25 protein-coding genes and 2 riboswitches are annotated in these 25,640 nt (G+C 53.6%); of the genes, 17 read left to right on the plus strand and 8 right to left on the minus strand.

Annotated elements, in window-relative coordinates; genetic code table 11:
- Positions 1-330: 330 nt before the first annotated feature.
- Positions 331-1,308, minus strand: a complete 978-nt coding sequence (locus KNP71_RS13010; protein WP_214830859.1) for a D-alanyl-D-alanine carboxypeptidase family protein — start codon at positions 1,306-1,308, stop codon at positions 331-333.
- A gap of 201 nt (positions 1,309-1,509) precedes the next feature.
- Here KNP71_RS13010 and KNP71_RS13015 point away from each other — a divergent pair, with 201 nt between their 5' ends.
- From KNP71_RS13015 to KNP71_RS13035, 5 genes are all read left to right on the plus strand, one after another.
- Positions 1,510-3,042 (plus strand): FAD-dependent oxidoreductase, encoded by a 1,533-nt coding sequence (locus tag KNP71_RS13015; RefSeq protein ID WP_214756592.1) that lies wholly within the window; start codon positions 1,510-1,512, stop codon positions 3,040-3,042.
- A gap of 66 nt (positions 3,043-3,108) precedes the next feature.
- Positions 3,109-4,575 carry a carboxypeptidase M32 gene (locus KNP71_RS13020; RefSeq protein WP_214756593.1) on the plus strand — a complete coding sequence of 489 codons (1,467 nt, stop codon included), beginning with the start codon at positions 3,109-3,111 and terminating at the stop codon, positions 4,573-4,575.
- 11 nt (positions 4,576-4,586) lie between these two features.
- Positions 4,587-5,300 (plus strand): glycerophosphodiester phosphodiesterase, encoded by a 714-nt coding sequence (locus tag KNP71_RS13025; protein ID WP_029595424.1) that lies wholly within the window; start codon positions 4,587-4,589, stop codon positions 5,298-5,300.
- A gap of 253 nt (positions 5,301-5,553) precedes the next feature.
- Positions 5,554-6,351, plus strand: coding sequence for a DUF4397 domain-containing protein (locus KNP71_RS13030; RefSeq protein WP_021067496.1), 798 nt, complete (start codon positions 5,554-5,556; stop codon positions 6,349-6,351).
- Positions 6,299-6,937, plus strand: a complete 639-nt coding sequence (locus tag KNP71_RS13035; RefSeq protein ID WP_236355686.1) for a class F sortase — start codon at positions 6,299-6,301, stop codon at positions 6,935-6,937. Before KNP71_RS13030 ends, KNP71_RS13035 begins: the two co-directional genes overlap by 53 nt.
- Before the next feature lie 100 nt (positions 6,938-7,037).
- On the opposite strand, the gene KNP71_RS13040 is transcribed toward KNP71_RS13035, so the two are convergent.
- Complete coding sequence (locus KNP71_RS13040; protein ID WP_021067494.1) at positions 7,038-7,475, minus strand: MarR family winged helix-turn-helix transcriptional regulator; 438 nt, start codon at positions 7,473-7,475, stop codon at positions 7,038-7,040.
- Between the two features lie 91 nt (positions 7,476-7,566).
- Positions 7,567-8,625, minus strand: a complete 1,059-nt coding sequence (locus tag KNP71_RS13045; protein WP_021067493.1) for a GTP pyrophosphokinase — start codon at positions 8,623-8,625, stop codon at positions 7,567-7,569.
- Between the two features lie 112 nt (positions 8,626-8,737).
- Here KNP71_RS13045 and KNP71_RS13050 point away from each other — a divergent pair, with 112 nt between their 5' ends.
- On the plus strand, positions 8,738-8,965 hold the full coding sequence (locus tag KNP71_RS13050) for a hypothetical protein (RefSeq protein WP_029595427.1): 228 nt from the start codon (positions 8,738-8,740) through the stop codon (positions 8,963-8,965).
- A gap of 103 nt (positions 8,966-9,068) precedes the next feature.
- Positions 9,069-9,392: a YflT domain-containing protein gene (locus tag KNP71_RS13055; protein ID WP_021067491.1), complete on the plus strand. Its 324-nt coding sequence runs from the start codon at positions 9,069-9,071 to the stop codon at positions 9,390-9,392.
- A gap of 41 nt (positions 9,393-9,433) precedes the next feature.
- Here the strand turns inward: KNP71_RS13055 and KNP71_RS13060 are convergent, their stop codons facing one another.
- On the minus strand, positions 9,434-10,471 hold the full coding sequence (locus KNP71_RS13060) for an SDR family oxidoreductase (RefSeq protein ID WP_029595428.1): 1,038 nt from the start codon (positions 10,469-10,471) through the stop codon (positions 9,434-9,436).
- A gap of 192 nt (positions 10,472-10,663) precedes the next feature.
- On the opposite strand from KNP71_RS13060, the gene KNP71_RS13065 reads away from it, so the two are divergent.
- Positions 10,664-11,959, plus strand: a complete 1,296-nt coding sequence (locus tag KNP71_RS13065) for a glutamine synthetase family protein (protein ID WP_021067489.1) — start codon at positions 10,664-10,666, stop codon at positions 11,957-11,959.
- A gap of 49 nt (positions 11,960-12,008) precedes the next feature.
- On the opposite strand, the gene KNP71_RS13070 is transcribed toward KNP71_RS13065, so the two are convergent.
- The 3 genes from KNP71_RS13070 to KNP71_RS13080 form a co-directional block, all read right to left on the minus strand.
- On the minus strand, positions 12,009-13,502 hold the full coding sequence (locus KNP71_RS13070) for a peptide MFS transporter (protein WP_021067488.1): 1,494 nt from the start codon (positions 13,500-13,502) through the stop codon (positions 12,009-12,011).
- Positions 13,503-13,646: 144 nt separating this feature from the next.
- Positions 13,647-14,891 carry an MDR family MFS transporter gene (locus KNP71_RS13075; protein ID WP_021067487.1) on the minus strand — a complete coding sequence of 415 codons (1,245 nt, stop codon included), beginning with the start codon at positions 14,889-14,891 and terminating at the stop codon, positions 13,647-13,649.
- Between the two features lie 265 nt (positions 14,892-15,156).
- Positions 15,157-16,257, minus strand: a complete 1,101-nt coding sequence (locus KNP71_RS13080; RefSeq protein WP_021067485.1) for an AI-2E family transporter — start codon at positions 16,255-16,257, stop codon at positions 15,157-15,159.
- A gap of 173 nt (positions 16,258-16,430) precedes the next feature.
- A riboswitch (SAM riboswitch) is annotated at positions 16,431-16,531 on the plus strand.
- Positions 16,532-16,608: 77 nt separating this feature from the next.
- On the opposite strand from KNP71_RS13080, the gene KNP71_RS13085 reads away from it, so the two are divergent.
- The 5 genes from KNP71_RS13085 (at position 16,609) to KNP71_RS13105 (ending at position 21,514) form a co-directional block, all read left to right on the plus strand.
- Positions 16,609-17,784, plus strand: coding sequence for an aminotransferase class I/II-fold pyridoxal phosphate-dependent enzyme (locus tag KNP71_RS13085; protein WP_021067484.1), 1,176 nt, complete (start codon positions 16,609-16,611; stop codon positions 17,782-17,784).
- Positions 17,781-18,797 (plus strand): iron-containing alcohol dehydrogenase family protein, encoded by a 1,017-nt coding sequence (locus tag KNP71_RS13090; RefSeq protein ID WP_214756595.1) that lies wholly within the window; start codon positions 17,781-17,783, stop codon positions 18,795-18,797. Before KNP71_RS13085 ends, KNP71_RS13090 begins: the two co-directional genes overlap by 4 nt.
- A gap of 40 nt (positions 18,798-18,837) precedes the next feature.
- Positions 18,838-18,942: riboswitch (SAM riboswitch) on the plus strand.
- 72 nt (positions 18,943-19,014) lie between these two features.
- A complete protein-coding gene (locus KNP71_RS13095) occupies positions 19,015-19,836 on the plus strand; it encodes a MetQ/NlpA family ABC transporter substrate-binding protein (protein WP_021067482.1) in 822 nt (273 codons plus the stop codon).
- 9 nt (positions 19,837-19,845) lie between these two features.
- Complete coding sequence (locus KNP71_RS13100) at positions 19,846-20,880, plus strand: methionine ABC transporter ATP-binding protein (protein WP_131472632.1); 1,035 nt, start codon at positions 19,846-19,848, stop codon at positions 20,878-20,880.
- Positions 20,852-21,514: a methionine ABC transporter permease gene (locus KNP71_RS13105; RefSeq protein WP_034777647.1), complete on the plus strand. Its 663-nt coding sequence runs from the start codon at positions 20,852-20,854 to the stop codon at positions 21,512-21,514. Before KNP71_RS13100 ends, KNP71_RS13105 begins: the two co-directional genes overlap by 29 nt.
- 27 nt (positions 21,515-21,541) lie before the next feature.
- Here the strand turns inward: KNP71_RS13105 and KNP71_RS13110 are convergent, their stop codons facing one another.
- On the minus strand, positions 21,542-21,937 hold the full coding sequence (locus KNP71_RS13110) for a Spx/MgsR family RNA polymerase-binding regulatory protein (protein ID WP_131472634.1): 396 nt from the start codon (positions 21,935-21,937) through the stop codon (positions 21,542-21,544).
- 172 nt (positions 21,938-22,109) lie between these two features.
- On the opposite strand from KNP71_RS13110, the gene KNP71_RS13115 reads away from it, so the two are divergent.
- From KNP71_RS13115 to KNP71_RS13130, 4 genes are all read left to right on the plus strand, one after another.
- Complete coding sequence (locus KNP71_RS13115) at positions 22,110-22,493, plus strand: DUF302 domain-containing protein (protein WP_131472636.1); 384 nt, start codon at positions 22,110-22,112, stop codon at positions 22,491-22,493.
- A 104-nt stretch (positions 22,494-22,597) separates the two neighbouring features.
- Positions 22,598-23,890 carry a hypothetical protein gene (locus KNP71_RS13120; RefSeq protein WP_131472638.1) on the plus strand — a complete coding sequence of 431 codons (1,293 nt, stop codon included), beginning with the start codon at positions 22,598-22,600 and terminating at the stop codon, positions 23,888-23,890.
- Between the two features lie 11 nt (positions 23,891-23,901).
- Positions 23,902-25,158: a hypothetical protein gene (locus KNP71_RS13125; RefSeq protein WP_131472640.1), complete on the plus strand. Its 1,257-nt coding sequence runs from the start codon at positions 23,902-23,904 to the stop codon at positions 25,156-25,158.
- A 34-nt stretch (positions 25,159-25,192) separates the two neighbouring features.
- The gene (locus KNP71_RS13130; protein WP_131472642.1) at positions 25,193-25,597 is read left to right on the plus strand and encodes a hypothetical protein; all 405 of its coding nucleotides are present in this window, start codon (positions 25,193-25,195) and stop codon (positions 25,595-25,597) included.
- Positions 25,598-25,640: the final 43 nt, after the last annotated feature.

Below are 25,640 nucleotides of genomic sequence, written 5' to 3' on the forward strand. Positions count from 1 at the left end.
TGTCGATTCAATCAATCACGGTTCAATCATGTGTGTGTCTCACACAAATGAGTCAAACTTGAATGACTAGGCGAACTTGTGACTAACCATAACGGACCACGGAAATCATTGCAAACTGTCATCTTTTCATAAAAACGGCTCTAAAGCGCATAGTATCAACGGGTGAGCGCAACATTTTTCATGATTAAAGTTTAAATGTTCTGACAATTAGTTATGCGTGTGACACTTTTGTGTCATCTGTTTGTCATATAATTCTTCATATTTTATGTCATTAAACGCAAACGACGGCTTCTCCCTTTACAGAGAGAAACCGTCGTTTGATTGCTTAAATCACTCGGTGGTGAGATTGAACGCGATTTTTTCGACAGAACGCATCGTCGGGAACGTCTGCCCGGATTTGGCTTGCATCGTCACCAAGGCATATTGTTTCCCCTCCCGCTCCATCAAGAACACCATCGTATAGCCCGATTCGTCGGTATAGCCGGTCTTGGTCGCTGTGACGAGTTTCGAGTAATGGATACTCCGTTCATTGACGGCAGATCCGAGATGATACCACCAGCGTCGCTTTTGATTTCCAGCAGCGTCTTTAAACTTTGCCTCATATTCATACGTCCCGGCAATCTCGACGAGTTCAGGATAAGTGCCGAACGCATACGTGATGCGAGCCATGTCGAGCGCGGTCGTATAATGATTCGGGTCGGAGTAGCCATGGGCATTCCGGAACTGGGTCCCGGTCAGTCCGAGCACTTGGGCGCGTGCGTTCATCAGTTCGACGAACTCATTCGTCGAGCCGCTCACGTATTCGGCTAGACTATTGGCCGCGTCATTTCCTGATTCGAGCAATGTCGCGTACAAGGCCTGGCGAACGGTCAAGCGGTCACCGACCGCGAGATGGACAATATGGCTGTCCCATGGGATATCCAAAGTAGATTTTTTGACGATGACGACGTTTTGATCGAGTTCTTTCTCGGCGACGGCCTTCTCATAAGCGAGAAGTGCGGTCATCAGTTTGGTCGTACTGGCCGGGAAGACGCGGTCCGCACCATTCTTGTCAATCAGCACCTGGCCATCTGTTAAATTGACGAAAGCCATCGATCCGACGAGAAGTTCGGCCGTGTCGGGCGACACGAGCGGTTGCGTCGTCCATGGTTTGATTGGAATCTCGGGGAACGACGGTCCTTGTTTGACCGGTACGGCGGCCGCGGCCGGCGCAACGGGTTTCGGTTCTGCTTCTTGTTTAAAACCGATCAATGCAGGGATGATGGCAAGTAATCCAATCATGGCGAGGCCGACAAAGAGTCGCCTCATGATGAACGTGTTTCTTCGATGTCTGCGGTTTCGTTTCACTAGATAATCGCTCCTTCATTGTTTACTTTTCTACCATAATGGATGAGGCCTCCTGAAATCGTCTTCAAAATCAAGAATCAGGTCAATAATTGAGGCGTATGAAATGAATCGGAAGGGGTATACACAGTAACAGACACTTATCTTATTAGAGGAGGTACGTTTATGCATCGTCATCCGTTCACCAATTCACTCTGGCGTCAGCACAATGCGGCAACACCTTATCCGCGACTTGAGAGCTCTGTTTCGTGTGATATTGTCGTCATCGGGGCAGGAATCGCCGGGCTCGTCACGGCATATGAGTTGCAACAGCGCGGCAAGCAAGTCGTCTTGCTCGAAGCGGCTGAGATCGGCCGGGGGACGACCGGCCACACGACCGCGAAATGTTCTGTTCAGCATGGGACCGTCTATTCCAAATTGATTCGGACGTTCAATCAAGAGACGGCGCGCCTCTATTACGAGTTCAACGAGCAGGGACTCGCCTATTTGCGGCAACAGGTCGAGGCCGGATTCGACATCGATTTCGAGACAAAAGATTCATACTTATATTCAATCGATGGGTCGAGTCAACTCGTCGCCGAGCGCGAGGCGTATGCACAACTTGAGCTGCCCGGGGGAGATGCGACCGAGGAAGTGAAGGCGGTCCTCCCGTTCGAGGTCAAACAAGCGATCGTTATTCGCGACCAGGCCCAGATGCATCCGGTCAAATACTTACACGAGCTCGCCAACCGTTTCGTCGAGGCCGGCGGGAGACTCTACGAGAAGACACGGGCGACCGAAATCAGTTCGGGACCTCGCCCGATCGTCACGACGTCGACAGGGCGACGGGTCCAGGCGAATCAGGTCGTGGTCGCCACCCATTACCCGTTCAACGACATCCGGGGGCTGTACTTCTCGAAGTTTGAGGTCGAGCGTTCCTATATCGTCGCTTGTGAGACGGAACAGAGCGTCCCGGACGGTATGTATTTGAGTGTCGATCAACCGAGCCGGTCGTTCCGTACGTTCAAGGAGGGCGACAAGACGTATATGCTCGTCGGAGGCGAAGGGCACTTGAGTGGACACGTCACCGAGACCCGCTCGCGCTATGACCGCTTGGACCGCTTCGCCCATGATTCGTTCGGGGCCAAGAAAGCAAGTTTCCGCTGGTCATCCCAGGATCTGATCACGTTGGACCACCTCCCGTACATCGGGCAAATGTTCAGCCGTGAGCCGGACGTGTTCGTCGCCACCGGGTTCGCCAAGTGGGGGATGACGAATGGGATTGCCGGCGGACTGTTGCTGGCCGATCGACTGACCGGGCGCCCGAATCGGTTCAACGACTTATTGGACCCACAACGCTCGAAATTGAAACCGGCCGACGTCGGGCAATTCTTAAAGACGAACCTCGACACGGCCGTTCAATTCGTCAAAGGGTCACTGGAAAGACCGGGTACTCTCGACGACCTGCAACTTGATGAAGGCGGGATCGTCCAAGTCGACGGCAAGAAGGTCGGCGCGTACCGTGATCTCGACAACGAATGCCATCTCGTCTCGACCCGATGCACCCATATGGGATGTACCATCAATTGGAACGATGCGGAACGCTCATGGGATTGTCCGTGCCACGGTTCACGGTTCGACACGAAAGGAAACGTGTTGGAAGGACCGGCGACACAACCGCTCTCCTATGAGCGGAAAACCGATGTGCCGAAACAATAGGCAACGCGGGTCGTCTATATTAAAGTAAAGAAGTAACGATATAACTGTCATAGGGGTGGAATCAGAATGGAACTAACAAAGCAGTGGCGTGACCATTTCAAACAATTGCGTGCCTTCGACGAGGCGATTTCTTTACTGTATTGGGACATGCGTACCCAGATGCCGGAACAGTCGGCACCGCTACGGGCCGAGACGATTGGTTATCTGTCGACCGAGGCGTTCAAACGCCAGACGAGCGAATCGTTCAAGGCGCTGTTGGCCGAGATGACCGAGACGGAGAACTTGACACCGATCGAGTTGCGTTCGGTCGCGGTCGCCAAAACCCAATATGAACGGAATGCTAAAATTCCGTCCTCAGAATATCAGGCGTATGTGACGCTCGTCTCTGAGGCTGAGACGGCGTGGGAGAAAGCGAAGGATCAGAATGACTGGCACATGTTCGCTCCATATCTTGAGAAAATCATCGGATTTCAGCGGAAGTTCGCCGACTATTTCGGCTACGAATCGCATCCGTATGACGCCCTCCTTTACGATTATGAGCCAGGGATGACCGTCGACCAGCTCGATGAATTGTTCCGGACGCTTCGCGACGAGCTCGTCCCGCTGATCCGTCAGCTGCCTGAACCGGTCCAAGGGCTCGACTGGTCGATGGACAAGGCCGTTCAGCAACGACTGTGTGAGGACTGGATGCGTGTCGTCGACTATGATTTGACGCGCGGCCGTCTCGATGCCACGGTGCATCCGTTCGAGATCACGATCAACCGTCGCGATGTGCGCATCACGACGAAATATGATGAGACCGATTTCCGTAACGCCTTGTTCGGTACGATGCACGAGGCCGGGCACGCGACGTACGAACAGCAAATCGACTCGGAACTCGACGAACTCGGTCTCGGGGGCGGTGCCTCGATGGGCATCCATGAGTCACAGTCCCTCTTCTTTGAAAACTTTGTCGGACGAAGCGAGGCGTTTTTGAAAAGCGTCTATCCGCGCCTTCAATCCGAGCATCCACAGTTGCAGAACATAGATTTTGATACGTTCTATGCCGGCGTGAACGAGGCGAAACCGTCTCTCATCCGGATTGAGGCGGACGAACTGACATACAGCCTGCATATCATCATCCGCTATGAGCTTGAAAAGCAACTCATCCAAGGCGATTTGTCGGTCGAGGATTTGCCAGCGGCATGGAACGCGCTCTATAAGGAATATCTAGGTGTCGATGTGCCGAGTGATGCGAAAGGCGTCCTACAAGACGTTCACTGGGCCGGCGGGTCGTTCGGCTACTTCCCGAGTTACGCCCTCGGTTTGATATACGCCGCTCAATTGACGGAATCACTCAAGAATGAGCATCCTGACTTCGAGTCGCTCGTCAGCACGGGCACGTTCGGTCCAATCAAACAATGGCTTGAGGACAATGTCCACCGCCATGGTAAAGCGCTGACACCGAACGAACTCATCAAGCAAGTGACCGGAGAGGACATCTCGGTCCGCCCGCTCATCCGCTATTTGACGAACAAATACAAAACGAACTGAGGCGAAAACGAATGAAACTTTTCGCGCACCGAGGGGTGATGGCCCATCATCCGGAGAATACGATGACGGCGTTCCGGGCCGCACTCGAAGCACAAAGCGATGGGATTGAGGCGGACGTGCACATGACAAAGGACGGAAAGCTCGTCCTTATCCACGATGAGACGATCAATCGGACGACAGATGGGCGTGGACGTGTCGCCGATATGACTCTATCGGAGCTGCGAGGCTATAATGCCGGTGTCACGTTCGCTATCCAAGAACAGATTCCGACGTTAGACGAACTGATCGATCTGTGCCGAGGGACATCGATGGTCCTCAATCTCGAGGTCAAGACGGATATCGAGCGGTATCCTGGTATTGAACAACTCTTGCTTGACACCATTCGAAACCAGCGTCTTCCAGTTGGACAAGTCATGTTCTCTTCTTTTAACCATTCGACGCTCCAGCGTTTGAATCAATTGGCGCCAGAAATTGAGTGTGCCGTATTGTTGGCACAACCGCTCTATGACCTCGTCGCATATTGCAAGAAAGTGGGCGCGACCGCCGTTCATCCGAATGTCCTGACGATGACCGATGAAGAGATTCTTCATCTTCAGGACGAAGGTCTCTCCGTACGTCCCTATACCGTGAAAACAGTCCCCGACCTAGAGCGGTTCAGTCAACTCGGCGTCGATGCGGTGTTCGTAAATGACATCGACTGGGCAAAAGCACATTCAACCCCGTAACGTTACGCGTTACGGGGTTTTTAAACAATAGGGAAGGGTAAGTGTGGTTAATGTAAAGAAAGCGGTTTCTTTCAAATGTGCTGAGCGGCATATTGAGAGCACACCGTCACCTTTACGCCGTTGCTCCGTTGTCTTAAATTTAAGATGTCACCAGCTACATAGCAATCAGATGTAGCACACATTGCAGCACCGCATCAAACTTGTTGTATACAGTCAATCGGTCAACCCAAGCAGAAAAAGGAGGAAATTTCACATGAAGAAATTGATGTCTTTACTTGGTACACTCGCCTTGGCGTTCGCACTCATCGTGCCGGTCAGTGCAGATGGACACGAGAACGCGATGGTACGTGTACTCCACGCTTCACCTGACGCACCTGCAGTAGATGTGTACGTCAACGGTGAAGTCGCGGTCGAAGGCGCAGAGTTCAAAGCGCTCACAGACTACTTGACTCTCCCGGCTGGAGATTACAACGTGGAAATCAAGCCAGCTGGTGATGCAGAGACGGTCGTCGTTGCGGCAGACCTCTCAATCGAAGCAGGAAAATTCTACACAGCGGCAGCAATTGGTCAACTTGAAAACATCGAGATCGCAGCAATGGAAGACGATGCGAACTTCGAAGATGGAAAATCGAAAGTCCGCGTCGCTCACTTCGCACCTGACGCACCGGCAGTCGATGTCGCTCCTAAAGGCGGCGACCCACTCTTCTCGAACCTCGAGTTCAAAGCAGTAAGTGACTACGGTACACTCGACGCTGGCACGTATGACCTTGAAGTTCGTCCGGCCGGCGCGACTGACGTCGTGAAGGCACTTGACGGTGTCGCTCTCGAAGGCGGTAAAAACTACACGGCATTCGCCATCGGACTCCTTGAAGGCGAACCAGCGTTTGAAGTCCTTCTCGCAGCAGACGGTGGGGAAATGGCTGGAGCACCTGACACAGGTCAAGGTGGTCTCGCTCAGACAGCATCGATGAACTGGTTGCTCGCAGCAGCGGTTCTTGGTGCAGCAGCAGCTGGCTTCTACGTCTTTCGTCGTCAGAAGCAAGACGCTTAAACTACTCTTCATCGGAACGTTATCGTTCCTTATGATTGCACCGGGCGCAGACGCACCGGATGCGGACGCGAAATTGACGACGGTCGGCTTTGCCGAACCGCTCGTCCTAGCAACGACCGAAATTGATCGGCAGTCATTCCGTACCGACACATTTATCCCAAAACGACTGAAGATTCCGTCAATTGATGTCAACGCGGTCATCCAACCGGTCGGGAAAGACCGACTCGACCGGATGGATACCCCGACGGAGACAGATGAGGTCGGCTGGTATCGGTACGGGGCGAAAGCAGGGGCGACCGGAAACGTGGTCCTATCTGGTCATCTCGATGACCTCAGTGGTCCGGCCATCTTCGCGAACCTTGGCGACTTACGCCTCGGAGAATCGGTGACGCTCCAGCGTGGCAAAAAGGCAATCGCGTATGAAGTCGTTTCCGTCGAACGGTATCGGCTCGAAGACGTCCCGCTCGCCTCGATCTTTGCGGCGACCCAGGCGGAACGGCTCCAGCTGATCACTTGTGCGGGTCCTTATGACCCAGAGTACGGATACCGGGACCGAATCGTCGTCACGGCGATCGCCAAGTCTTAAATCAAGAATGAACCCGAGTGTGGTCCAACCACACTCGGGTTTTTTGTTGTAGCGTGGCGAAACAAAAACGACCAGGCCGAGATAATCGGCCCAGTCGTTCTTATGCGTCCATTCGGTCAAGCAGTCTTGACAGAAGAATCAATTCGTCATCTGAGAAATCGGTGAACACGTCCATCAAATACTCGATTTTCATGTCTTCCAGTGTCTCGAACAAGGCACGGCCTTCTTCAGTCGCTTGCAATTCGACGACACGACGATCACGTTCGCTGCGTTCACGGGAGATCAACCCTTTTTTCGTGAGTTCATCCGCGAGAGCGGTAATCATCGAAGCCGAGAATTGGAACTCGTTCGATAGAGCCGAGGCGATTTGAGGACTGTTTTGACAAAGCGAGCGGAGAATGAAAAATTCGTTTCGCGTCAAGTATTGTGAGAACATCGACCGGAGGTTCTTTTTCACTCCGCGATAGTTCATGCGAATCCCTCGCTCAGCATCGGCGACGAGCTGACGGCGGGATGCTGTTTGTACAGGTGTTGTCATCCTCAAGAGTACCTCCTACATAAAATATCATTATTTGCATATATTTCAGAACATAAAAACATTCTACAACAAAAACATGAAGTCTGTAAAGTTATGATGGCTCTTCGCGGGTACGAAGTTCTTGGATGACCTCGTCGTAATGTTTCAAATCCGGATAGAAGCGTCGGAAGAAGAACTCGATTTGCTGGTCATCCCCTTCTGCGAGCAATTTCGCGAGGACGGCATAGACGACACCCATTCCTTGACGGGGCAGGAGAGACGATGGCAACAGCGTCGCACATTGAATAGCCCGATTGAAGTAGAGGTCGAGCGTGTCGCTCAAGTCCTGGAACGTGCGAATCTCCGCGTAATGGAACATACGCGTCAGTTCAATGATCGTCGACAAGTCGGTGTCGAGTAACCAATCGCTCTGGAAGATGGCGTTGTCAAGCTTCTCGACGGTGACGTCATTGGCGATATAGTAATTCAAATTATCTCGCGTGATGCTCACCTTATCGGGCGATTCGACGATCCGTTCGACGGTCTCTTGTTCGAACGTCCGCAACTGTTTGCGGATATTGACGAACTCGGAGTCGGCAATCTCGAGGAGCCCCGCGACACGGCTGAAGCTGCGCTTGATTTCCGGTGGCACGGCGTTCGGGTTCTTATAACCGAGGTCATGCTCGATCTCGGCCCACGCGTGCTGCAAGATGGACCGGACTTGAATCTCGGCTTCTTTGTCTTCATAGCGACGGTACTCCCCGAGGGCGAGCCGCGTGTCGCTCAAGCCGACGACGTAATGGACCGACAAATAGCCGAACTCATTCGGGTCGAGCAACGTGGATTTATCGATCGACTGTTCGCGGTCAATCCGGAACTCATCCTCGAGGATTTGGGCCACGGCACGGACATCGTCGTGGAAATAGGTCACGATCCGAATCCCCGCCAAATCCTGGACGTCGCGCAACGACCGGTATTGATACGGTTTGCGGGACAACTTAGCATACAGGCTCTCGGCTTCCTTCGCCCGGGCGACGATCGAGTGGAACTGGATGCCGGCGTCGTTCAACAGCTCGCTGAGGAGTAACTTCAGCTTGGCTGCGAATGCCTCGTAATCTTCTTTCTCATTCATATAGTCGAGCATGATCGTGTTCATATCCTGTCTCGGCATCAACATCACTCCTTGTCTCATTATATGTAGTATAGCATCAAAGAAATCGGTGTCGCATCTGTTGTCCGTCCCTATGATACAATACGGTTTGGAACGGGAAGGAGTGTCACGCGTGAGAGTGAGCCATACGTTGAAATCGAACGAGCGCGAGAAGCTCGAGATCGTTGCCGGGTTGTTGCAACAAGCAGGTTATCGGTCTGGAAAGATCGACTGGCAGACCGGGATCAATATCGTTCGGGTCAGTCGCGAAGATGTGTCGTCTGAATCGGACGAACGGACCCGCATCCAAGGCATCGTCGACCATTTCGGGATCGAGGACTGGAGCGCCACGTTTTCTTGAACCCCTCTTTTTCAAATCGCTGGACGAAATGGGTTTTGTGACTCATTTTTCGGGAATAGTATATTATTCGATTATAGATCAGCGGACGTTTAGGAGGATGAATATGTTAGAAACAAGAATCGTGCGGGATATGACCTCGGTCGACCATGAAGTGAACGGGATGGTGTCAGGGGGATGTGTCAACGAGCACATTTACTTATTTGCGAGAGATGAAGAATTGACGGTGCGGCTCGCTGCAGAAGCGGGTGTGCAACCATACCGCATCACTGAAAAAGGGCTGTGGGAGTCGCTCATGTCGAAGTTTACAAAAAATTCGGATGACCGGATCGAGCAGCTCGAGAGCCTCGGTCTGACGAAAGAGATGGTCGAATCGCTCGAAGGAGAGATTCAGGCCGGGAAAATCGTCCTCGTCTGCGACAAGTCATAAAAAGAGCCGGAACTGACTCTCGTCAGTTTCGGCTCTTTTCGTCATTTCGTCTCGTAATAGGCGTTCACGATCCGGCGCAGCGACCGCTCGTTCAAATCGAGCGGTTTGAACCCAGCGTCCTGCAACAGACGTTTCGTATTGGCGTCGTCGAACGCGATATCGCGATTCAAGTAAGGATTGAACACCTTCACCATCTCGTTGAACGTCTGCTCGGCTTGGCTGAGCGAAGACGTCGCCGTCTCCGTGATCTTCAAGTGCGGGAACGCAAGCGCTTGCTTCATATAGTCGAGCATGGTCACGTTGCGCGGCGGGGCATCGTTCGTCACGTTATAAATCGTGTCCGGTTTAGCGTGTTCGATGGCAGCGAGGAGTACATCAGCCACATAATCGACCGGGACGAGGTTCGACGTGCCGGTCTCAGAGCCGAGGAGACGGATCGGTCCATCCGGTGCCCCACGGCGCTCGAGGCGGCGCTTGAACACCTCGAGAGCGCGCATATAGCCGTACATCGTGAACTTCGAGTCGGCCTCACCGGTCTTCGAGTCACCGACGATGATGGCGGGACGGAAAATCGAGACGTCGAGGTGGTCCCGTTCCGCCCAGACGGCCTGTTCGGCGTGCGCCTTGCTCTCCTCGTACGGATTATGGAACGTCTGGTCGGTCGCATACAACGTCTCATCGCCGACCTCGCGTGCTCCGAGCGTGTACGCCGTGCTGACGTGGAAGAAGCGAGGGCAATGCAGCGCCTTTGCGAGCGCGAGCGCTTGTCTCGTCCCGGTCAAATTCGTCTCGAACAGTTCCTCACGGAGCTCCTCATCGAATTTGACGAGGGCCGCCATGTGGAGCACCAAGTCGAATGAAAGGTCATGATCGGTGATGAACCGCTCGTCTGCTCCGAGGAACGGGGCCGTCAAATCCCCGGCCAGGACAGTGATGGAGCGACGTTCGTCCCGTGAGAACATCGCCTCCACTTTCTCAGGTGTACGGGCGAGGACGCACAGCGTATGCCCACGATGAATCAGCTCGCGGGCGAGCCGTCCTCCCAAAAATCCGGTCGCACCGGTCATAAAAATATTCACAGCGTTCTTCCTCTCTTTTCAGTCTCTCCCCATCATAACAAGTGGCAACGGAATGAGCCACTTTCAACCTAAAGAATAAAATTAGGGGTTTAATAATTTTTAAAGTCGGTTATGACTTAAGGAGAAGCGTACGCAAGGTACGTCATGACAGTGTTGATATGTCAAATAACTTAAGTGAGGTTTTTTAGAATCATGGCTAATCTATTCGGAACAGACAAGGATGGCAACAGGAAGAAGCAAGAAGAGATTGAAAAAACGGTTCAGGAGAAAGGGATCACACAAATCCACATGTACTTCTCCGACGTGCTTGGAGACTTGAAGCTACTGACTCTCTCTGCAAAATTGTTGCCGGAAGTCTTTGAAGGGAAGACGATGTTTGACGGTTCATCCATCGCCGGTTTTTCTTCCATCAAAAACTCAGACCTATTCTTGAGACCGGATTTAGATCGTCCACGCTACGAGCAGGATGGGGACGAGAGCATTCTCGCCTTTTTCTGTGACGTCTGCACACCGGACGGCGAACGTTACGAGTTCGACCCGCGCAACGTCTTGAAGGATGCCCTCGAGCGGGCTGCACGTGACGGCTACTCGATTTTCGTCGGCGCTGAGCCGGAATTCTTCATCTTCGACGAGAATGGTGAATTTTACGATGAGGCGGGTTACTTCTCGACACGTTCGGAAGACAAAGGGTATGAGGTCCGCCAACATATCGCCAACCGCTTGAGCGAAGTCGGTTTCAACATCGAGGCGGTCCACCACGAAGTCGCACCGGCCCAGCACGAAATCGGCATCAAATATGATGACGCGCTCCACACGGCCGACAACATCCAGTTCTTCAAAGAAATCGTTCAATTGGCAGCCCAAGAGAAAGGTGCAAAAGTATCGTTCTTGCCGAAACCGCTCCGTGACGTGAATGGTTCGGGGATGCACCTCAACATCTCGGTATGGAAGAACGACAAGGACGGCAACCCGACGGTGAACGCATTCGAAGAGCCGGAGTCAGACTACGGTCTATCGCTCACGGCCCGTCACTTCATCGAAGGGATTCTGAAGCATGCCCGCGCAACGGCTATCTTCACGAACCCGCTCCCAGAGTCGTATGAACGTCTCGTGCCAGGTTTCGAGGCACCGGTCAACATCTGTTGGAGCCCATCGAACCGCAGTTCGATGATTCGGATTCCGGCGTCACGTGGAAGCGCGACGCGCGTCGAAGTCCGTAACCCAGACCCGAGTGCGAACCCGTACTTCGCGCTTGCGGCATTGATTTATGCCGGACTCGAGGGCATCGAGCAACAGCTCGAGCCGTCGGCACCGAACGAGGACGACTTGTTCGAGTACTCGGCGAAGCAGATTGAAAGCCAAGGCATCTCGTCACTCCCGGCGACGTTCCATGAGTCGATTCAATCGCTCAAGTCGGACCGGTTCCATGATTACTTCAACCATGACTTGATCGACCGCTACTTGTCGCTCATCCAAGTCCGTAAATAAGCAACGTATACAAAAGCCCATTCCTCGGCCGAGGAATGGGCTTTTACGCTTAATGAATCCCGCGCATATACTTTTTGATGACCGGGGCGAGAGCGAACAAAATCATACTGAGTACAATCGCTGCTCCACCGATAATCCCGAAGTAGAGCATCTCGTTCTCTGGTGAATAGAAACGAACGAGCTGGGCGTTAATCCCTTGTGCCGCCGCGTTCGACAAGAACCAGAGTGACATCGTTTGGGCCGAGAAGGCAGCCGGGGCGAGTTTCGTCGTCGCCGACAGACCGACCGGCGACAGGCTGAGCTCACCAAGCACGACGATGAAGTAACTGAGGACGAGCCAGAGCGGATTGACGAGCGTGTCCGGGCCACCGAAGTAGGCCGGGAGCAAGATCACCAAGAAACTTAACCCTGCGAACAAAATCCCGAAGGCGAACTTCGTCGGGATGCTCGGCTCACGGTCACCGAGTCGGACCCAAAGCCATGCGAACACCGGAGCGAGCATGATGATGAACAACGGGTTGAGCGACTGGAACCAGGCCGGTGACAGCGTGAACCCTAAAAATTCAAGGTCGGTCCGCTTATCCGCATAACTGGCCAAAATCGTTGCGCCTTGCTCTTGAATCGCCCAGAACATGACCGAGGCGATGAACAGCGGGATATAGGCGATAATCCGTGACCGCTCGACTTCCGTCGTTTTCGGGCTACGATACATGACGATGAAATAAATCGTCGGAATCGCGATCCCGAACACACCGACGAGACCGATGAACGTGTTAATCGTGAACAACCCTTGTGGAATCAACACGGCCAACAGACCACCGATGAGGACGACTGCAATCGTCGTATACTTGATTGCGTTTTTCTTTTCAGACGGTGTCAACGGGTTCGGTACGTATGAACCGGCGAGACCAAGGTTCTTTTTCTTCGTGACCATGAAGACGACGAGACCGATGAACATCCCGACCGCGGCGAGCGCGAAGCCCCAATGGAAGCCATAACTCTTTTGAACCCCTCCGACGATCAAAGGCGAGATGAAGGCACCGAGGTTGATCCCCATATAGAAGATACTGAACCCGGCGTCACGACGACGGTCCGTCTCATTGTATAAATCACCGACGATACTCGAGACGTTCGGTTTCAAGAGACCGGTCCCGATGACGATCAACGCCATTGAGATGAACAAGAACGTCAGGCTACCCGGAATCGACAGTACGATATGACCGAGCATGATGAACACACCGCCGAAGAAGACGGCCCGGGACGTCCCGAACACACGGTCAGCGAGCCATCCCCCGATGACCCCCGACATGTAGACGAGTGCGCCATACACCGACATGATGGACAAGGCGACGTTCTGGTCGAGACCGAGACCGCCATCTGATACCTCGTAATACATGTAGAAGACGAGGATCGCACGCATCCCGTAATACGAGAACCGTTCCCAAAACTCAGTGAAGAATAGCGTGAACAACCCTTTCGGCTGTCCGAAAAAACCTTTTTGTGGCACGCTGTCCACAATTTTCTGTTTATCGATCCTTTCCATGAAAGATCCCTCCTTAACCGTATTATCATAAAAAGAATCATTATGTTTGTAAAGAATAATAGAAGCAAATATTCAAAATTTAACGAATTTGCAACGAATTAAAAAATCACACTAAACGACTAGGTTCAGTGTGATTTATATAGGTCAAGCCGTCTTTTGTTTCGCTTCGGCCGCACTGACGCGACGTCCGAGCTGCCAGTAGATGAGGCCTGACACACAACTGGCCGCCCCGACGAGAATCAAGGCGATATGTCCGGCCCGCTGATCGAAGAATAGGCTCGCCATGATTGGAGCCGTCACCCCGCCGATCAACCATTGGATACTGGCGGCCCCGTTATAGGCCCCACGCATATTCTCCGGAGCGATCAAGGCGATGAACGTCTGTTGGACCGGGGACATGATCATCTCACCGAGCGTATAGAACGCGTATACCGCGAGCAAGACGCTCACGAGGACGAGGTACGGTGTCCCGAGGGAGTAGAGGAGACGCGGCATGACCGCGATCAGGATCATGCCGACCCCGAAGATGGTCGCCCCGGCGAGCATGACGTTGCCGAACGGCTTGCGCCCGAGTTTCGAGGCAATCGGGAACTGGAACAACACGACCATGATGCCGTTCAAGGCGAGCATATAGGCGAACGGATTCTCACGGTCGGTGAACGACGGCATCGACTCGCGCAAGAACAGCGGCAACATGCTCTCGATGAGCGAGAAGCCCATCGAGATGAACACACCGGCGAAGATGAAGACGAGGAACACCTTATCGTTATAGAACACCCGTAGGACGTCCCGGTTAGACGGTGTATCGGCCTCGGTCGTCTCCGGGAGCGACTCCCGGATGAAGCGGCCGAGGACGAGCGCATAAAGGATAAAGACGAATGACGCCGAGAAGAAGATATACTGCCGGTCGATGAACAGGACGGCGCTGCCGAGGAGCGGGCCGAGCGCCGCCCCGATGTTATGGCCCATCCGCAACAGGCCGAACGCCTCGTTCATCTGTTCGGGCTCGGTCACGTCCGCCACCATCGCGCTCGCGGCCGGATGAAACAACGAGTTCGTCAAGCCGAGCATGGCGTTCAAAAGGAGGAGCGGCCAAAACGTCTCGGCGAACGCGAAACCTACGAGCGCGAGCGCGTCGCCGAGGATGGCGATCATCATGATCGGTTTACGGCCATACAAATCTGCGAGCCGTCCGCCGACGACCGAACCGATGAGGGCCATGATCGGACCGGTCGCCATGATGACACCGACCTGGATATAACTGTCGAGCTTGTCGCTGTAATAGAGGACAAGGAACGGCGCGATCATGAACATCATGACGCCGGTGATCGTCTCCCCGAGGAAGCGGATCCAAATATTGCGGTCGAGTCGTTTGAGTGATTGAATCATTAGGTTCACCTGCTTTAATTATTGGAATGTAAAAAGGGACGCAGCATGCACAAAGGCATACGCGTCCCTACGATCTTAGACATGCCTCGGAAGGCGGGCGAACGTCACGGATTCAAATCACGGAGAGGCGCCTGCCGGTCAATATGGACTTGGACGTGCGAGCGTTGAATGACTGACATCGGTACCTCTCCTTTCTGCATTGGACTGTCTTCTCTTCAAGATTATGATATTTCTGTGAAATGTGTCAACCTAAATCGTCAATGTGTCATAACAATTCATTCAAGTTCTTGCGACTGAGCCGGTAGTCGATCAAGCGCGAGAACACGACTTGAATCATCGCCGTGACCGGCACGCTGATGAACATCCCGACGAGGCCGAACAGGCTGCCGCCGATGATGATCGACGTGATGACCCAGAACGGCGTGATGCCGACGCTGTCGCCGAGAATCTTCGGCCCGAGCCAGAGTCCGTCGAATTGTTGCAACAAGAAGATGAACAAGAGGACGATGAGCGCCGTGAACGGGTCATAGAAGTAGGTGATGATGAACGCCGGGATCATCCCGAGCAGCGGCCCGACGTACGGGATGAAGTTCAAGACACCGACGATGACGCCGAGGAGAAGCGCGTATGGCGCCCCGATAATCAACAGACCGGCGACGGCCAGCACCCCGATGATGAGGCAGTCGAGCGACTTCCCGATGATATAGCGTTTAAAGATGTAATCCATCTCTTGGAAGATGTCGATCGTCGTCTTGGCTGACGCGACCGGGAACATCGCATACAACAGCCGCTTGAACATGCGGGCAAAAATCTCTTTGTCTTTTAAAAGATAAATCGAGATGACGATCCCAATCAAGAAGTTAATGAGCGTCATCGTGAAGCTCGACACGTAGCTGACCGACGACAAGACGGCCGTCTCGACCCAGCCCGAGTAGCGCTCCTCGAACCGGCTGAAATCGATGGCCTGGGCGACTGTCGCGTTATACTCTTTCAAATACGTGTTCAACTGTGACAGATACCCGTCGATTTGCCGGATATAGGACGGGAGTTCCTCGATGAGCGAGGCGAGGCTCGAATAAATGCGTGGGAACAGCGTCACCGCAGATATGACGAGAATCCCGATAAAGATGATATAGACGATCAGCAAGCCTTGATATCGTTTTAGTTGAAACCGTTCTTCTATATAGGACAGGACGGTATTCAGGAGCAGCGCGATGGCGATTCCCATAATAATCGGCGTCAGCAACTGGAACGTATAATGCATCATCTGCGAAATCGTATCCGGTTCGCTGATGACTTTCCAGAGCACGAGCAGGATCAGGCCGATCACGCTCAACTTCCAAATCAATTGACGGTTTAATTCCAAAGGTCCATCCCCTCATGTTTTAAATTTTGTAGAATAACGTTCACTTTCACTATGAACGTTTTTTTATCGGGATTCAAGAGGACATGCTCATTTTCAAAAAAGGATTGACAAGATTGGTAACGTTTGGTTAACTAAGTGACATATTACAAAAAGACAAATCGCATATAAAACACTTTCTATCAAGAGAAGCGGAGGGACTGGCCCGATGAAGCTTCAGCAACAGATTGATTCAATACTGTGCTAATTCCAGCAAGGTGACCTTGAGAGATGGAAAGGTGGTTGTTTGAATACGTCCGTATCTCGACACCCCTTTCCGCGGAAAGGGGTGTTTTTTGCATAGGAGGACTATTCATGACTGACAGACGCTCACATCTACTTAAAACGTTACCACCTCAACATTTCGTCGGACTCGCGAACGAGGTGGCCGAACTCGAACAAGCCGGCCGCGACATCATCCGACTCGGACAAGGGACGCCTGACCTGCCTACGCCTGAGCCAATCTGTGACGCGCTTCAGACGGCGCTCCTCGACGCCTCGACCCATCAATACGGTCCGTTCCGCGGTCAGGCCCGCCTGAAGCAAGCAGTGGCGACGTTCTATTTGAATGAGTATGGAGTCGAACTTGATCCCGAGACAGAAGTAGCGATTCTCATCGGCTCAAAATCTGGTCTCATCACGTTGCCGCAATGCGTACTCGAACCTGGCGACGGAATTTTGCTACCGAATCCCGGCTATCCTGATTACATCTCGGGGGCACGCCTCGCCGGTGCCGTCGTCCGTGACCTCGTCCTCCGGGAAGAGAACGGCTTCTTGCCGGACTATGAGACGCTCGATACGCAAGATGCAAGACTCATGTATTTGAACTACCCGAGCAATCCGACCGGAGCCGTCGCCTCACCCGCTTTCTTTGACGATACCGTCCGTTTCGCCCGGGAGCGGGACTTGATGGTCGTCCACGATTTCGCATATGGCAGCATCGGATTCGATGGCCATGTCCCGCCTAGCTTTCTGCAGGCGGAAGGGGCGAAAGAAGTCGGCATCGAGGTATATACGATGTCGAAAGCGTTCAACATGTCCGGTTGGCGCGTCGCCTTCGCCGTCGGGAACGCGGACATCATCGAGGCGATCAACACGTATCAGGACCACGTCCACGTCAGCGTGTTCTCGGCCATCCAGGCGGCGGCTGTCGCTGCGCTCGAGGCGCCCCGTACCATTCGCGATGACTTGGCACGACTGTACGAGGCACGGCGTGATCGCCTGATCGACGGGTTGAACCGGGCCGGCTGGGCCGTCGAACCGCCGGAAGGCTCGTTCTTCGTCTGGGCGAAAGTGCCTGAGGGTGATGCCAAGTCGTTCTCGCGGAAACTGCTGCATGAAGCCGGTGTCGCCGTCACCCCGGGCTATTTCTTCGGTTCGGAAGGGAACGGATACGTCCGCTTCGGCCTCGTCTCACCGGAACCGAAGATTGACGAGGCCGTCGAACGAATCGAGCGGTTGTTTGCCGCCTATGAGGAGGTGCGCGCATGATTCGTCAGGCCGTCCTTGAATATGACCACGCCGATGACGCGCTCGACCGTCTTGATGACTTAGTCGACGGCCGCCGTGCCCACGTCCTGCACGGTCAGAAAGGGTATGACGTCGTCCGAGCCATCTTTCCGGCCATCGCGGACTATCCGGCAACAAGGTTCAGCGGGGAGTGCACGGACTCGGAAGTCAAACGGCTCAAACCGTTGGACGCCGACGTGTTAATCGCCGTCGGAGGTGGCAAGCTCGTCGATACGGCCAAACTCGTCGCCTATCAACGGAACGTCCCGCTCATCGTCGTCCCAACGCTCGCCTCGAACTGTGCGGCGTTCACACCGCTCAGCGTCGTCTATCAGGAGGACGGGAGCTACGACCGCTACGACATGTTCCGCGTCGTCATCGAACGGGTCATCGTTGACTCACGGGTCATCTCGCGCTCACCATATGAATACTTTCGGGCAGGTGTCATCGACACGGTCGCGAAGTTTTACGAGGCCCGTTATTTGAGTGGTGACAGCTCAGCTGACGCCGGCGTCAACACCGGACTCGTCTTGGCCGAGCAGTGCGGGCGTCTCGTCGAACTTGAATTGAGCGAGCACGCTTTTGAGTCGTATAGTGACGACGTCCGCTTCGCGGTCGATCACGTGCTCGCCATCGGCGGCGCCGTCGGTGGATTTGGTGACGCCGGGACACGCGTCGCCGTGGGCCATGCGGTCCATAATGCGCTCAGCCGCTTCGAGTCGACCCACTCATTCTTGCACGGAGACAAGGTCGGCTTCGGCCTGATCATCCAAGAGCGCTTGCGGCGCTCGGCCGATGCTCCGTATTTGGAAGCTTGGTTGAAACGGTTCGGTGCCCCGACGACGCTCGAGACGCTCGGGGTCGGATTTGAGCATATCCCGGTCCTCGTCGACTCCGTCATGACGGAGACCGAGCTGCAACAGTTGCCGGAACCGCTCGATAAAAATTTTCTGAAAATAATTTTTGAAAATTTACAATTATCTATTTACAATTAAAAGAATTAAAAGTAAGATGATAACAACTTAATAGACCGATTGCTTATCAAGAGTGGTGGAGGGACTGGCCCTGTGAAACCCGGCAACCAGATCGTAATGATCATGGTGCTAATTCCAACAGACGAAATCGTCTGGGAGATGAGCGTGTCCGACTTTGACTTGTCGTGCCCGCCACTCTGAATGAGTAGCGGGCTTTCATTTTGGAGGAGGAAAACAAATGAACATCAAACAGAAAACAGTACTTGCAGGAACATCACTACTCGCCGCCATCGCGCTCTCAGCATGCGGACAATCGGACGCGAGCGAGGCGCTCAGCACGGAGTCGCTCACGATCGGCGTCACGGGCGGGCCGCACCAACAGATCGCCGAGAAAGTGAAAGAACTCGCGGCCGAAGACGGCCTCGAACTCGATATCAAAGTGTTCAACGACTATAATACGCCGAACACGGCGCTCGCCGAGGGCAGCCTCGACGTGAACAGTTATCAGACGCTCTCATTCCTAGAACTGCAAAAGTCCGATAAAGGCTATAAAATCGACGACGTGTTCAAGACCGTCGCTTTCCCGATGGGTCTCTACTCAGAGAAATTGACCGACATCGAGGACTTGAAAGAAGGTGACAAGGTCGCCGTCCCGAACGACCCGGCGAACGAGCTACGCGCGCTCCGTCTCTATGAGACAGCGGGACTCATCACGCTCAAAGAAGGATTGACAGACAAGGCGACAAAACGTGACATCGCCGAGAACCCGCTCAACCTTGAATTCATCGAACTCGAGGCGTCGCAGCTCCCGACCCAGCTCCCGGAAGTCGCACTCGCTGCCATCAACACGAACTTCGCGATGGGTGCCGGCCTGTCGATCAACGAGGACGCCTTGTTCCATGAAGACACGGTCGACAACCCGTATCCGAACTACGTCGTCGTCCGTACCGACAACAAGGATGACGAAGTCGTCGCGACGCTCAAATCGTATTATCACTCGGACGAGGTCCGGACGTTCATCGAAGAGACGTTCGACGGCTCAATCGTCCCGGCGTTTTAAGGAGGGCCTATGATCGCACTTAAAGGAATCACGAAGACGTTCACGGTAAATAAAGGTGCTGTCACCGCACTCGACGACGTCTCGCTCACCATCGAGAAAGGCGAGATCTTCGGCATCATCGGCCGAAGCGGGGCAGGAAAGAGCACGCTCATCCGCATGATCAACCTGCTCGAACGCCCGACGTCGGGCCAGGTCGAAATCGAAGGACAGGACGTCACGAAGCTCGACAAACGAGGGCTCTCGAAGCTACGTCATCGCATCGGGATGATCTTCCAACATTACAACCTGCTCAAGACGGCGACCGTCGAAGAGAACGTCGCCATCCCGCTCCGTCTCGAAGGACTCGATAAGCGGATAATCCGCGAACGCGTCGACAAGTACCTCGACATCGTCGGATTGACGGATCATCGGAAACATTATCCGGAGCAACTTTCGGGCGGACAGAAGCAACGTGTCGCCATCGCCCGCGCCCTCGCACATGAGCCGGACATCCTGCTCAGCGACGAGGCGACGAGCGCGCTCGACCCGGAGACGACCGAGTCGATTCTCGACCTGCTTCTCGACATCAATCGCGAGCTCGGGCTGACGATTTTCTTGATCACCCACGAGATGGAAGTCATCGAGCGCATCTGCGACCGGGTCGCGGTCATCGAGGCCGGCCGGATCATCGAAGAAGGGGACGTGCTCGACGTGTTCTCGGACCCGCAGCATGCGACGACGCGCAAGTTCTTGAAGACGAACCTCGATGTCCCGAAAGAGGTCGTCGAAGAATTGAGCACGCACGGGACGCTCGTCAACTTGTCGTTCATCGGCCATCAAAGTGAACAGGCCGTGCTCGCCCAATTGACGAAACGGTTCGGCTTGCTGCCGAACATCATCGGGGGCGGCATCAAAAAGCTTAAAGGAGGTCTCGTCGGTAATCTACTCGTCCATTTGGACGGCGATGAGGGCCAGACCGACCAAGCCGTCCGCTTCTTAGAGGCGAGCGGTGTGAAAGTGAAGGAGGTGACGAACTATGCTTCAGTTTTGGGAAAATTGGGGTGACTTGATTTGGACGGGGACGATTCAGACGCTCACGATGACCGGCATCGCACTCGTCATCTCGACGTTGATCGGACTGCCGCTCGGGACGCTCCTCGTCTTGACGCGACCGAACGGGCGGCTCGCCAACCGTTATTTCTACGGCATCTTGTCGAGCGTCATCAACGTCGTCCGTTCAATCCCATTCATCATTCTCTTATTCTTCATCCTCCCGTTCACCCGTTTCATCATGGGAACAACAATCGGCGTCCAAGGCGTGCTGTTGCCGCTCATCGTGTTCACGGCGCCGTATATCGCGCGGCTCATGGAGTCGGCGCTGCTCGAGGTCGACCGCGGGGTCGTCGAGGCGTATGAAGCGATGGGCATCTCGACCCGGAAAATCATCTGGTACGTGTTGATCCGGGAGGCCCGCTCTTCAATCGTGCTCGGTCTGACGATTGCGACGATCGGTTTGATCGGGGCGACCGCGATGGCAGGACTCGTCGGGGCAGGCGGACTCGGCGATATCGCCTATCAATACGGGCATCTTCGATTCGAGCCGGAGGTCATGTACGTGACCATCTTCGTCTTGATTCTACTCGTCCAATCGATTCAGTCGTTCGGCAACCGCTTGGCGGCCCGACTCAAGAAGGCATAAGAAAAGAGCTCTGCTTCGGCAGGGCTCTTACTTGTTGTCGAGCAATCGTTTCAATTCGGCAATGCGGTCATGGCGCGGGATGAACGTACGAATCTCTTTCTCGCTGAACCCGATTTGAATCCGATTGTCGTCGACGACGATCGGACTCTTCAAAATCTGGGGATGCGACGCCACGAAGCTGTACAGCTCACGGAGCGACATCTCGTCAAGGTGATCCGCCGCTTGTTTGTACACGCTCTTTTGAACGGACAACAGGTCGGTCGTCCCGTTCTCGGTGAGGCGGAGCATGTCTTTGAACTCGGTGAACGACATCCCTTGGTCGGTCAATTTCTTCTCGATGAACGGGATGTTCTGCTCACGTAACCAATCGATCGTCTTACGGGAAGAACTGCAGCTTGTATGTGTGAATACGGTGACCGTCACGGCAACCACTTCTCCTTTACGTAAGTATGGACTTGTTTATTTTCTCTCATACATACGTGACGGACATCGAATATGTTTCAAATCACATATACTTTTTTCGACCGAACAGACGATTTGTCGGTCCTCACTTCGGGTACAAGACGAGAGAGACTACATCTTAGGAGGGGTTCACATGTTTGATTACACGGTCAAGACCGATCAGACGGTCGAAGCGGTCGTCGAGAAGCTGAAAACGACGCTCAAAGAGGAAGAGTTCGGGGTGCTTTGGGACTTCAATTTGAGTGAGACGCTCGAAGAGAAAGGCCAAGCGATTGATGGAGACTACCGCATCCTCGAAGTGTGCAATCCAAAAGAAGCGAAAAAAGTCATCACGGCGCACCGGGAAGGCGGTTATTTCCTCCCATGCAAGCTCGCCGTCTTCACGAAAGACGGGTCGACCCATGTCGGGATGCCAAAGCCGACGAAACTGATCGAACTGATCGAGGATGAGTCGCTCCAAGCTGTGGCACGCGATGTCGAGACGAGATTGACCCGAGCCATCGATAAAACTGTGTAACGGTCATTGAACCCGTCCAGGTCGTCGGACGGTTTTTTTCGTGTTCCCTCCTAAAGTAATATAATGGTAAAATTGGTACAAATAAATGGTGAGGGGCGGATGATTTGAAAAAGTTAGTCGGTTTATTTGTACTATCCACAGGCTTATTGGTTGGTTGCGGTGGGGAAAAGCCGGACGTCGTAAACTTGTCTTACGTCGACGCGCATTGGACCGTCAGTAAGTATGCCAAGGAGGAGTTGATTTCCCTTCATTCAGCCGACGAGACGCTTGAAGCCTGTAGCGGTAAGTTGACGACCGAGCTGGAAGGCGACTTGATTGTGTTCGATACGATCGTGGCGAACCGCTATCCGATGACGGACACGGGTGAGGAGTATGCGTTCAAGGCCGTATCATATATGAAAGGGGATGAGAATTATGTGCTTTGTCGTGACACGGTCTCGAACCGCTTCTCGGCGGAAGTGATCGAGTCGTTCCCTGACGATGTGGACGTATCAACGGGGACACCGATCGGTCGTTATCCAATCGTCGGTCCGGCCGATAAGTCCGCCAAAACCGCCTTACGGGATGCCGATGAATTGAACGAGTCAGGCAACCGGATTGAACCGTTCCTCGAAACGCTCGTCGCCTTTTCCCCGGCTCTGTACGGTGAGATTGAAGTAGAAATCGGGGGAATGCCGAGTCCATATCCGTTGTTCTCGTTCGATCCGTCGATGGCCAGCATGAAAGACATCAAAGTAGCGATCGGTTACGACACGATTACTGAGAAACCGTATTTGCTGCTCATGTTTGCGGACCTTTATTTCTCGGTGACTCCACTCGAGTCGATGATTGACCAAACCGCAGAAGGGCTTACATATGAAGCGTTGAGCGTCGAGCGCCTCCCCCTCGAGACGGAGCTCATCCCGGACCAGACTTATCCATTGTATGAGTTCACCTATACTCGTGACGGAAAAGTCGTCAATGAGACGATGACGTTCACATACCGCACCTCTGACTTATTATCGACAGCGGAACGAAAGCAGCTCGAGACACACCCCGACGAAGACTACATGCCACTTGTGGTCGGTCCACTCGTTTATCTTCATCAACAGCCGTTCAACCCGGAATCTCCGTTGTCATACCCGGTTCTTTTAAAAGCAGCGGGGAACGATATGGATGACCTCGTCCAAGCAATCGATTCCGCTGAACCGACGAAGCGTCAAGGTGATGAAGGCGACTATCCGCTTCTAACAATCGTCGATGGACACAAGGGACAAGAGTTCGAGGTGACGTATAAACAGCGCTCGAAAAAGATGGATATTTACGTGACCGACCGCTCGACCGACGAGACGTACAAACTGACGAGCGAAGGGGCCGAGACGTTCTTGTCCTACTTCCCTGACTTGAAGAAGAAATGAGTGGCTTGAACATGAAGAAACGAGCGTTGATGTCATTGTCACTGTTATGGTTGACGGCAGGCTGCTCGGAAGACGTGGACGTCGTCCGCTATGGCCATATCGAGGAGCACTGGCAAGCCGAACGGGTTACGTTGAACAGTCAAGAGCCTGTAGTGGATGCCGAAACAATTTTGAACCAATGTGAAGACAAGGAACGACTGACCGAACTAGATGGAGAGACGTTTTCAATCCTCGGGATGGCGTATGCGACCCGGGCCCCGCTTATGAATGATGACTATTATGGATATAGTTTTAATGAAGTGACCTATGTCGAGGGGGATACAATCTATGCGCTCTGTAAATCAGACCGGATGGACGGGATGGAAGGGTACGGGGCCGTCGAGCTTGCAGAAAGACCTGCCTACTTGAAAGACGAGGTCGGCACGGAGATTTCGTTCCTTCCGACCGTCCATATCGCGACCGCAAATGAACGGGCTGCGTTACATAAGCCGGACGCCTTCTATGACAATGGACAAGACATGGAACCGTATCCGGTCACACTTATGAGGATTTCGCCTGGATTTAGCGGCACGGTTGAGATTGGGATTGAAGAAGGGGGCTACTTTAACCCATTCTTCCACTTTTTGCCGAACCTTAGACCGTCCGATGTGTTTATCGCATTAGGACGAGATAAGGCCACGAACATGCCTCATCTGCTCCAGTCTTATGGTGGAGACAAGGCTCGCTATTCCTCCTCCATTTTACAAGATGCCGATTTGCTCAACGGGGCTGACAGTTTAACCTTCCGTCGAATCCATAACGGTGGCACGATGGAACCGATGACACCTTATCCGCTATATGACCTCACGATTGACGTGGACGGACAAAACGTAACAAAAACCGTGTCGATGCGCTATCGAACGAGCCCTCTCCTTACAGATCCTGCAGATCTAGACGAGATAGCGGTCGCTTACCTCCATCAGTATCCGTATCACCGCGAAGTCCCGCTCCCTTACCCTGATGCGGTGAATGTTAGAGGCGAGGCGTATGATCGATTGATCGAAGCCATCGAGACCGCGCGCCCGTCGACGAAGAGTGGTGAGACGGAAGACTATAAGTATTTGACGCTGTTGCACGGGAATCTCGGTCAACAGTTCGATGTCAGTTACCAGCAACGGTCGAAGAAAGTCGATGTCTTCGTGAAAGACGTGAAGTCCGGGGAAGTGTTCAAACTGTCGAGCGCTGGGGCGGAGACGTTCCAAGAGTTATTCCCACAGGCTTTCGAATGAACGGATTGGTTGTAAATCGAGGAGGAATGTTCTGTTGAAACGCATGTTAGTTGGATATGTCATCTGCGCGGGACTGTTGCTTGGAGGTTGTGCGAGTAGCGAGGAAGACGTGGATCCGTCTCGTATCGAGTACCATACGATACATACTGATGGGGAATACGGGCCGACACGCACCATTACCGACGCTGAGACGAATGCCGAGCTTGATCGAACGACGGAGGAAGTCGAGTGGGAAGACCAGCCCGTCCCGATCGAGCGGGAACCGGATGTGAAAGCGACGTTCGTGTTCACGCCGAACGATGCGCCAGAACGTTCACTCGACTTCGGGATTTGGTACGAAGAACAGATAATCGGCGGCATCGATCCAAAGGACAGCCGGGGTGAACTCACGGCCGACCAAGTCACGCTGTTCAAATCAATATTCGATGACCAGGAATGATAGGGGACCCGTGCATGGCACGGGTCCTTTGTTCATGGACTTA

The organism is Exiguobacterium sp. s56 (assembly GCF_018618255.1).
GTDB classification, from domain to species: Bacteria; Bacillota; Bacilli; order Exiguobacteriales; family Exiguobacteriaceae; genus Exiguobacterium; species Exiguobacterium chiriqhucha.

What these genes read in the sequence shown, in the direction of transcription:
- KNP71_RS13105 (WP_034777647.1), top strand. Translation starts at nt 20,852, where the DNA reads ATGCTTCAGTTTTGGGAAAATTGGGGTGACTTGATTTGGACGGGGACG.
- KNP71_RS13040 (WP_021067494.1), bottom strand. Translation starts at nt 7,475, where the DNA reads ATGACAACACCTGTACAAACAGCATCCCGCCGTCAGCTCGTCGCCGAT.
- KNP71_RS13075 (WP_021067487.1), bottom strand. Translation starts at nt 14,891, where the DNA reads ATGATTCAATCACTCAAACGACTCGACCGCAATATTTGGATCCGCTTC.
- KNP71_RS13100 (WP_131472632.1), top strand. Translation starts at nt 19,846, where the DNA reads ATGATCGCACTTAAAGGAATCACGAAGACGTTCACGGTAAATAAAGGT.
- KNP71_RS13055 (WP_021067491.1), top strand. Translation starts at nt 9,069, where the DNA reads ATGTTAGAAACAAGAATCGTGCGGGATATGACCTCGGTCGACCATGAA.
- KNP71_RS13090 (WP_214756595.1), top strand. Translation starts at nt 17,781, where the DNA reads ATGATTCGTCAGGCCGTCCTTGAATATGACCACGCCGATGACGCGCTC.
- KNP71_RS13010 (WP_214830859.1), bottom strand. Translation starts at nt 1,308, where the DNA reads ATGAGGCGACTCTTTGTCGGCCTCGCCATGATTGGATTACTTGCCATC.
- KNP71_RS13095 (WP_021067482.1), top strand. Translation starts at nt 19,015, where the DNA reads ATGAACATCAAACAGAAAACAGTACTTGCAGGAACATCACTACTCGCC.
- KNP71_RS13070 (WP_021067488.1), bottom strand. Translation starts at nt 13,502, where the DNA reads ATGGAAAGGATCGATAAACAGAAAATTGTGGACAGCGTGCCACAAAAA.
- KNP71_RS13045 (WP_021067493.1), bottom strand. Translation starts at nt 8,625, where the DNA reads ATGCCGAGACAGGATATGAACACGATCATGCTCGACTATATGAATGAG.
- KNP71_RS13125 (WP_131472640.1), top strand. Translation starts at nt 23,902, where the DNA reads ATGAAGAAACGAGCGTTGATGTCATTGTCACTGTTATGGTTGACGGCA.
- KNP71_RS13020 (WP_214756593.1), top strand. Translation starts at nt 3,109, where the DNA reads ATGGAACTAACAAAGCAGTGGCGTGACCATTTCAAACAATTGCGTGCC.
- KNP71_RS13015 (WP_214756592.1), top strand. Translation starts at nt 1,510, where the DNA reads ATGCATCGTCATCCGTTCACCAATTCACTCTGGCGTCAGCACAATGCG.
- KNP71_RS13065 (WP_021067489.1), top strand. Translation starts at nt 10,664, where the DNA reads ATGGCTAATCTATTCGGAACAGACAAGGATGGCAACAGGAAGAAGCAA.
- KNP71_RS13115 (WP_131472636.1), top strand. Translation starts at nt 22,110, where the DNA reads ATGTTTGATTACACGGTCAAGACCGATCAGACGGTCGAAGCGGTCGTC.
- KNP71_RS13030 (WP_021067496.1), top strand. Translation starts at nt 5,554, where the DNA reads ATGAAGAAATTGATGTCTTTACTTGGTACACTCGCCTTGGCGTTCGCA.
- KNP71_RS13085 (WP_021067484.1), top strand. Translation starts at nt 16,609, where the DNA reads ATGACTGACAGACGCTCACATCTACTTAAAACGTTACCACCTCAACAT.
- KNP71_RS13025 (WP_029595424.1), top strand. Translation starts at nt 4,587, where the DNA reads ATGAAACTTTTCGCGCACCGAGGGGTGATGGCCCATCATCCGGAGAAT.